This is a genomic window from Komagataeibacter oboediens, assembly GCF_003207815.1.
In the GTDB taxonomy this organism is placed as follows: domain Bacteria; phylum Pseudomonadota; class Alphaproteobacteria; order Acetobacterales; family Acetobacteraceae; genus Komagataeibacter; species Komagataeibacter oboediens.
Window position 1 is genome coordinate 1 of the sequence record NZ_NKTX01000091.1, and the last position, 7,759, is coordinate 7,759.

General features: G+C 60.1%; 7 protein-coding genes and 1 pseudogene. 2 read left to right on the forward strand and 6 right to left on the reverse strand.

Annotation, left to right across the window (positions count from 1 at the left end):
• The first annotated feature begins 161 nt into the window (after window positions 1–161).
• Window positions 162–1,376, forward strand: a complete 1,215-nt coding sequence (locus CFR80_RS16105; protein ID WP_110507706.1) for an IS256 family transposase — start codon at window positions 162–164, stop codon at window positions 1,374–1,376.
• A 494-nt stretch (window positions 1,377–1,870) separates the two neighbouring features.
• On the opposite strand, the gene CFR80_RS16110 is transcribed toward CFR80_RS16105, so the two are convergent.
• From CFR80_RS16110 to CFR80_RS19975, 6 genes are all read right to left on the reverse strand, one after another.
• Window positions 1,871–2,278, reverse strand: a complete 408-nt coding sequence (locus tag CFR80_RS16110; protein ID WP_061276379.1) for a 2-dehydropantoate 2-reductase N-terminal domain-containing protein — start codon at window positions 2,276–2,278, stop codon at window positions 1,871–1,873.
• Window positions 2,279–2,364: 86 nt separating this feature from the next.
• Window positions 2,365–3,810, reverse strand: a complete 1,446-nt coding sequence (locus CFR80_RS16115; protein ID WP_110507707.1) for a tyrosine-type recombinase/integrase — start codon at window positions 3,808–3,810, stop codon at window positions 2,365–2,367.
• A gap of 379 nt (window positions 3,811–4,189) precedes the next feature.
• The gene (locus CFR80_RS16120) at window positions 4,190–5,290 is read right to left on the reverse strand and encodes a Fic family protein (RefSeq protein WP_061276670.1); all 1,101 of its coding nucleotides are present in this window, start codon (window positions 5,288–5,290) and stop codon (window positions 4,190–4,192) included.
• Between the two features lie 87 nt (window positions 5,291–5,377).
• Window positions 5,378–5,761 (reverse strand): hypothetical protein, encoded by a 384-nt coding sequence (locus CFR80_RS19965; protein WP_258367877.1) that lies wholly within the window; start codon window positions 5,759–5,761, stop codon window positions 5,378–5,380.
• Entirely contained in the window at window positions 5,733–5,888 is a 156-nt protein-coding gene (locus CFR80_RS19970) for a hypothetical protein (RefSeq protein ID WP_258367879.1), read from the reverse strand. The genes CFR80_RS19965 and CFR80_RS19970 overlap by 29 nt, the downstream gene beginning before the upstream one ends.
• A gap of 109 nt (window positions 5,889–5,997) precedes the next feature.
• Window positions 5,998–6,171: a dienelactone hydrolase family protein gene (locus tag CFR80_RS19975; RefSeq protein ID WP_258367880.1), complete on the reverse strand. Its 174-nt coding sequence runs from the start codon at window positions 6,169–6,171 to the stop codon at window positions 5,998–6,000.
• 912 nt (window positions 6,172–7,083) lie between these two features.
• Between CFR80_RS19975 and CFR80_RS16130 the strand changes: the two are divergent.
• Window positions 7,084–7,671, forward strand: a pseudogene (locus CFR80_RS16130) (transposase); the annotation flags it as partial.
• Between the last annotated feature and the right edge of the window lie 88 nt (window positions 7,672–7,759).

The window sequence follows — 7,759 nt, forward strand, 5'->3', positions numbered from 1 at the left end:
GGAACTGAAGATGTCCGGCCGGGGTCTCAACGGGTCGCATGCTTTCCGGATAAACTTCGTAGCTCTCAAAGCCATGATGGCGGCTCTCCCGGCGCGAACGAGAGTGTCCGATCTTCTGTGTATAATTGATCTGGTCCATACTTCACCGAAAGGAAGTATGAATGACCATCTCGATGGAAATCCTCGACGAATTGCTGACGGGCGTGAAGCGTCCTGAAGACCTGCTCGGAGACAGCGGGTTGCTGAAGGAGCTGAAAATTCGGCTCATGGAGCGTATGCTGGGTGCAGAGTTGAGCGCGCATCTGGGCTATGAGGAAGGCAAGGCTGCCCCGCCGGGCCAGTCGAACCGGCGGAATGGCTCCACGACCAAGGTGCTGAAAGGCCAGGACGGCGCCTTTCCAGTGACGGTGCCGCGCGACCGCGACAGCAGTTTCGAGCCGGAGCTTGTAAAGAAGGGCCAGACCCGGATTGACGGGATCGACGACAGGATCATCGGTCTCTATGCCGCCGGCCTGACTGTCCGGGACATCCAGACCCATCTGCTTGAACTTTATGGCCTGAAGGTCTCTCCCGACCTGATCAGCCGCGTCACCGATGCCGTTCTGGACGAGGTCCGGGAGTGGCAGGGCCGGGCGCTGGATCGGATGTATCCCATCGTGATCTTCGATGCCCTTCGGGTAAAGATCCGCGATGCTGACAGCCGGACCGTTAAAAACAAAGCGGTTTACGTTGCTCTCGGTGTCACCCGCGAGGGAGTGCGCGAGGTTCTGGGGCTCTGGATCGCCGAGAATGAAGGCGCCAAATTCTGGCTTTCGGTCATGAACGAGTTGAAGAACCGGGGCATCCAGGACATCCTGATCGCGGTCGTGGACGGGCTGAAAGGCTTTCCCGAGGCCATCACCGCCGCCTTTCCCGAGGCGATGGTTCAGACCTGCATAGTCCATCTGGTGCGCCACAGCCTGAACTTCTGCTCATGGAAGGATCGCAAGGCCGTGGCTGCCGACCTGCGCCGGATCTACGGGGCTGCCACTGCTGACATGGCGGCCGCCGAACTCGATGCGTTCGAGGAGAAATGGGTCGGGAAATACGCGTCAATCGCCCCGGCATGGCGCCGGGCATGGCCAGAAGTGATCCCGTTTTTTGCCTTTGATCCGGCGATCCGCAAGATCATATACACCACGAACGCCATTGAGAGCCTGAACAGGGTTATCCGCAAATCGATCAAGACGCGCGGTTCGTTCCCGACTGACGATGCCGCAACGAAGCTGATCTACCTGGCAATCCGCAGCTTTGAGAAAGACGGGCGGAATGTTCGGGAATGGTTTGCAGCCCGCAACCAGTTCGCCATAATGTTCGGCGAGCGCTTCGCCGCTTGAGTATCTGAAAACGCATGGGCCAGGCCAGATACACAGACTTCAGGACACTCCCGCGCGAACCGACCGTGCTAGTCACGGGAAAACCGCAGCAGGGATCGATACCAAAGTTATCGCCGAGCCATCGCCCGCCAAGCAGCGTGGACCTTTCTACGTCCGTCATTAGAAACACGCCTCATTCGAAAAAACCGATTACGATTGCGCATATTCGATTAGAAATCAGCAATATTGCAAGAAAAGACTTACGCCGTAGGCGAACGGTTCTCCAGAAAAGCCGGGCTAAGGCAGGCTGATAAGATCCGACGCTAAACGGCGCCGAGATTGGCGAAAACAGCTGCTTTTCAACACAATTCGTCGGAAAGCGGACTGGCAGTTCCCCCCCCAAGTCAGACGTTCCATTCCGGCTGTTCATGCGCGGAAAATTATCTTTGAGCAAGGCGGGCATGATCTGTGAAGTGGATATGTCCGCTGGGACGTCGTATCTGCACTGTGCCTCTTCATGCGTGCCTTTGTTGTTCATACACGCGCAGATTCAGATCCGTGAGATCCAGGAGAGGCGTCGGGATCTGATGGACGCGCGCCCGCCTGACCAGGTCACCAATAATCTGTTGCGCCTCCACAGGAGCGCCCTGCAGCAGATCCCGGAACATGGAGGACGTCAGGGAATAGGCTTTTACGCTGAGCAGGATGATGTCGTAGGGCCCCTCAATCCCACCGGCCATCACCATCCGGGGGGTCATGGTGACGTTGCCAACGGAACTGATCAGGCACAGGCCCCCGGCACGGAGCTGCTGCAGGCGCCTTTCGCGCACCAGAAAGGTCACGTCATGCCCGGCGCTGGCCATGCGGGCGCCAAAATACCCACCCACGGCGCCTGGGCCGACAACAAGAATTCTGGAACCCATGACGCTGTTTCCTCTCTTTGATCCGCCCTGACGTGTTGCAGTTGAAGGCGAGTTGAGGCGCTCTGGCGGCATGGGTCAAGACAGTCTCAGAATCTCGATCTTCCCGGGTGCCGGGCCTTGATGCTGGCCGCGTCGATATAGGTCTCGACGACCTGAAGGCTTTTGTGCCGCGAGAAGCGCTTCAGTTCCAGGAGATCATACCCGTCCTTTGCTCCCGTGGTGATGGCCCCGCGGCGCAGACTATGCCCGCCAAAGTCCCCTTCGAGGTGGGTGTCGCCGCATCGCTTGCGGATGATGTCCGTGACTGCCCGGTCCGACAGGGCGTGCGGTCCGATGTTGGGCGGGGCTCCGACGGGAGTGGCGCCCGCCCTGTGGCCCCGCGCGGACCAGATGCGCCGGAAGAGAGGACCTTCCGTGATCCCGGCCTGCCGGAGCCAGGTCTCGTACGCCAGAACCGGACAGTTCCGGGTCAGGCCCCGCGGAATGCCGATCAGCGCGCCCTTGCGCTGGGGATCACCCTTGGACCGGCCCAGCCGGATCTGCATGCCATCCTCGTCCACCGTGATGTCGTCCACCTTCAGTGCGGCAAGTTCGGAGCGCCGGAACGCGCCGGCAAAACCGAGCAGAAGAATGGCCCGGTCCCGCGCACCGACCAGATCATGTGGACTGATGGCTTCGACGACCCGGACCAGCCTGTCCCAGGTGAGCGCGGTTTTCTGGCGGGGCAGGGTCTCCTTTGCCTCCCGCCGGATGCCGGCAAGCGTTGCGGTCACCATCGGGTGGGCGGTGGGTACGGTGATCTGCGCCAGATGGTGCAGGTAACGCAGGGCGGCACGATGCAGGTCGATGGTGCTGGTCCTGCGGCCCTGCAGCGCCATGTCGGCCAGATAGGCGGCAACATCCTCGCTGCGGGCTGGCAGGGCGGCCAGGGCGTGACCGGCGGCCCATTGGCACCAGGATCGGACGGCGGCGCGATAGGTGCGTAGCGTGTTCTCAGCCTTGCTGCGGTGCATATAGGCATCGGCCGCCTGACGGGCCGTAGCCAGGCGGCCATCATGTTCAGGGACGGGTTGTGCCGAGACGACAGAAAACCATTGCGCGACGGCTGCGGCCGGTTGGCCGACGGGCGCAGGGGGCGCTGCGTCTACCGTCTCGGAACAGGAGCCTACGGGCTGGAGCGGCCGGAACCACGCCAGGAAGCTGGGCGTGCCATCATCGACTTCCAGTCCGACGGCCAGTTCAAATCCTGATGGGATATCGGCCACATGGTCCTGAGCCATCTGCTGGGCTGCCGACGCATACGGCACGCCCTGGGCGAGGGGGGTATCCGGGGAATAGCTACCGTCCGGCAATTCGATGCCCGCCAGAAGCAGGGGCAGGGGCGGGGTGAAACGCGCGGTCGAGAGGATTTCGCGCCAGCGCGCCGGGTCCTGTGTCTCGGCCAGACGCTGCCGTGTCAGCTGGTCGACGCGGGCGTGCAGCGCGGCCTGCGCCCGCCGGTTGGAGCCGAGGATCCTGACATCGCTCAGCATGACCGGCTTTCCCGGTCCGAAGACCCCTGGGTGCAGAAAAGGTGACCGGGGTCGCCCCTGCCTCTTTTCCGCTGGCCCGGCCTAGGCTGGGCGATCGGTTCGGCAGGACAGAGCCGACCGCTACGCGGGCAGCAGGGGAGGGGCAGACAGGCAGGTAGGGTGGAAAGGCTCTGGAACAAGCGCATTTTGGGATTTTTGTCGAAATGCCTCATGAATGGGAACAGAAATCCTATTTTACCAACCACCTATTTAGCACCGTCCAGTTAATCGTGGCAGAAAATGCCATCCAGCGCGGTCGGGAGCTCTGTCAGATTATCCGCGTCCATAATGCAGCGACCTTGAAGGTTTTTTCGTGGTTGAACAGTAAACTACATGTCTGTCAGAGACGAAGGGAATACCGGGCATACCGGTTTTCTCCTGTCCGAATAAGAGCACCAAGCGCCACCAGATCAACCAGATCACGCGTCGCCGTGGCAGACGTCGCCCCTGTAATCGACCGATAATTCTGGGCACTCAGGCCACCTTGAAAACCATCAGGCCCTTCTGCCAGCATTCGAAGCAGGGCCTTCTCCTGACGAATGTTCAGTTTTCCGCGTAAGCGATCCAGAAACCGCGTTTTCTCAATAAGAAACCGGATGTTCCGAAGCGTGCGGGATTGCGCCTCCAACACGACCTGAGAGAACCAGACCATCCAGTTCTCTATCTGGTTCGTCTTGCTGGCCCGATGCAGTTCGAGATAATACGCTTTCTTGTATGTATTGATGGTCGCGGCCAACGCCGTCAGCGTTGGGCCTGCGAGGGTTTGCGCCAATGCTTTTTCAGCAATAGCGCGTCCGATGCGACCATTTCCATCTTCAAAGGGATGAATGGTCTCAAACCACAGATGCGCAATCGCAGCCCGCTCAATCGCGGGCAAGGGGTCGATCCCGCCTGGGGCGGTCCTGTTAAACCAGCCGATAAACTGCGCCATCTCCGAAGGGACGCTTCGAGATGGCGGGGCTTCGAAGTGGATGTGCGGCGCATGGATGGGGCCGGAGATAATCTGCATTGCCTCGGCATGCGTCCGATACCTGCCAATGACATCCAGATCTCGCCGACCGTTCATGAGCATGGCATGCCACTCAAAGAGACTCTGGTCAGTCAAAGGGGCCGCATAATGCCGATAGAGGTCCGCCATCAATTCAGCGGCCCCAGCCTCAGTTGGCGTAGAACGTCGCCTGTCTGTGGCGAAGCCAAGGTGTCGCGCAATCGACGATTGCACACTGGCCCGATCAAGCACCTCGCCTTCAATAGCGGAGCTCTCGACCGTTTCTTGCGACATGAGTTGAACGACAAGATGCTGATTGGCGTCTTTGTCCAGATGCTGCATCGCACCGACGACCACGCCTGAACCTTTCAGGAACTCCGTTTCGGCGTCTCGCAGACAGCTTTTCTCGAAGTGAAAATGTGGCCAGTCCGGAAGCTGCCAATTCCAAAGCATGATTGATACCCCAAGGCTATATCAATCATTCTATCGCATTTTTATGATTGATAGAAGTCTAATCTATCGATCCTTCGGCGTGACGGATTATGCTGCGTATGAACCCAGAGTGGCCCGCAGCATTCCATAATGTTCACTAAGACGGGCATCATATCCGCCGTTTTCTGATGAAGGCGAGATATTCCCAACACTAGATAAATGGTGCGGATCTGGTTCGCTCTTCCTCGCAATCTGGACCGAAGCGGGACATTCATCCCGGATCGTCAATGCGAGGAGAAACTTTTGTCGAGCCATATGCATTGACCAGGCATCTGCCTGCGCATCGTACCGGCATAGGCCGGATGAGGCCACGGCCTCCTTTTCGGTGAAGCAATGGACAGCATGGCCGATGGCGAGAAACTGCCACGGGGCAGGGCTGCCGTACATTTCGGTCAGGAAGCCGTCAAACTGGGGGCTGGTCGAGGTATCCATCCGCCCCGTTCATGGCAAGAACCCGTGCCCGGATCGCATGTGCCAGGGCGGGATTATCCGTCGAGAGATTGCCGTGGAACGCGACCACGGCTGCGATCTCCGGACCGGACCGCGCGAGATCCAGCACGGCCGCGCCGCCGAAGCAATAACCGATGGCGCAAGATGGGTCGTGTCGATTGGTGCCTGCGATACAAACGACCTGAACTGTGCCAGGGCAAAGGCCACGCGACGGCGCATCATGGAACGGTCAGCGAGCAGAAGGGGGATATGGCATCGCGTGCGCCAGCGGCGTCTTTCGGGCGGATCGCGGCGGCATACATATCCGTCAGCAGGATCACGTAGCGTTGCCCTGCGATGTCCTCGGCCTTGCGGATCGCGCTCTCGTTGACGCCGAACCAAGCGGGCACCATCAGGAGACCCGGCCGCCGCGCGGCAGTCGTGTCGTCGTAGATTAGGACGCAGTCATAACGCGTGCCCTCGAACGTCTACGAAACTGGCCTGTCGACCATGCGGGCACGTGCATGCCCGGAAATAAGGAACGGCAATGCGGCAATGACGAGCGGACGCAAACGGATCATTGACGTTTCTCTTTCGGTTATGGGACGGGCGAGGGGCAGGTCAGATTATCGCATATGCTGTTTTGCGCTCAACCATGACGGAGTAAAGCTGTCAGGAGATCGCCATAACGGACCAGAATGAGTGTTTTCTTCAGCCCTGTCCGGGATGGACAGGGGGCTTGGCGGGACAAGTCGACGGCGCCCCGTGGGGAGAGGAAAGCAACGCAAGGTTTTCAGTCCAGAGAGTTTTTTGCAGTGGCGTCATCCAAGCATAGCGGGCTGGGGGAGGCTGCTGCCTGGAAGCACTGATGATGCGTAACCGAATTAAGGGTACTTTTTCGCATTAATTAAGGATCATTTTTCTCCTGATTAAGGAGAACCTGAATCGGAGAGGATCGCGGCAAACCTGACATTCTCCTTATTAAGGGCCTTTCGATAAAATTAGCAGGAATTTCCAGATTTGCCATACTTCCGACAAGATAACTTATCGGAAGTAAACTTTTGATCGGTCGGAGTTTGCCCGGCGGGGAGGGGAGGGGGAAGAAAGTCGGGAAAACCGGTCCTTTCAGGACAAACCGGGCGCTTTTTCGTTCTCCAAAATACGTTAACATGATACGACGTATTATATGAAGCGCGAACGCCTTAATGTGGTCAGGGTCAGGTGGCGCGGTTGCCCGCTGAGGGTGGACGAGCTGCCTTCTTCGAAAGCCCGTTCGGGATTGGCCTGCAGGGCGTTCGGGCCGAAAAACCGCGGATCTGATCAGAATGGCTGAGACCGGTCGACCGTTGCAGGCGGCGCGGCCCCCGACCGGCCTGTCGCCGGCCACGGCACGGGCCTATGCGGCCTCCTGGCGCGCCTTTGTCAGAACCCAGCCAGCCGATAGCGGCTTTCCGGTCGGTCAGGTCGCGGTGGCAGCATGGCTGGAAGTCCGCGCGAAGGCCGGACGGCCGCGGCAGAGCCTGGTGGTGGATCGCGCGGCGCTGACGGCGTGGTGTGCCGCCAATGGCGAGGGGCTCGATGTCGCCCTGCCCGCCACACGGGTGCGCCGGACCGGGGCCGGGGTCGATGCGGCTTCTCTGCTGGCTGCCGCACGACGTTGCGGCCCCGACCTGCCCGGCCTGCGTGACCGGGCTTTGCTGCTGCTGGCGGCCGCGCTGGACATCGGCGCTGAAGCATTGGCCCGACTGACGGTGGAAGACATCACCGACACGGCAGACGGGATGATCGTCGCCCTGCTGCGGCCCCGATCCGGGCGTCACCAGTTGCGTCGCCTGCGGCGGCGCCGGGATCCGGCCGTCTGTCCGGTGCGGTCCTGGGCCGTCTGGCGCGATGCCGCGCAACTGTTAAGCGGCATGGAAAAGTGACCCCTTCGGAAGGGGGACAGGCAGCCAAAAACGACCCCTTTCTGAGAAACGGGTTCACGATGGCCTTCATGCTGAA

Coding starts and splice junctions, on each gene's coding strand:
- CFR80_RS16105 (WP_110507706.1), top strand. CDS start 162: ATGACCATCTCGATGGAAATCCTCGACGAATTGCTGACGGGCGTGAAG.
- CFR80_RS16110 (WP_061276379.1), bottom strand. CDS start 2,278: ATGGGTTCCAGAATTCTTGTTGTCGGCCCAGGCGCCGTGGGTGGGTAT.
- CFR80_RS16115 (WP_110507707.1), bottom strand. CDS start 3,810: ATGCTGAGCGATGTCAGGATCCTCGGCTCCAACCGGCGGGCGCAGGCC.
- CFR80_RS16120 (WP_061276670.1), bottom strand. CDS start 5,290: ATGCTTTGGAATTGGCAGCTTCCGGACTGGCCACATTTTCACTTCGAG.
- CFR80_RS19965 (WP_258367877.1), bottom strand. CDS start 5,761: ATGGATACCTCGACCAGCCCCCAGTTTGACGGCTTCCTGACCGAAATG.
- CFR80_RS19975 (WP_258367880.1), bottom strand. CDS start 6,171: ATGGTGCCCGCTTGGTTCGGCGTCAACGAGAGCGCGATCCGCAAGGCC.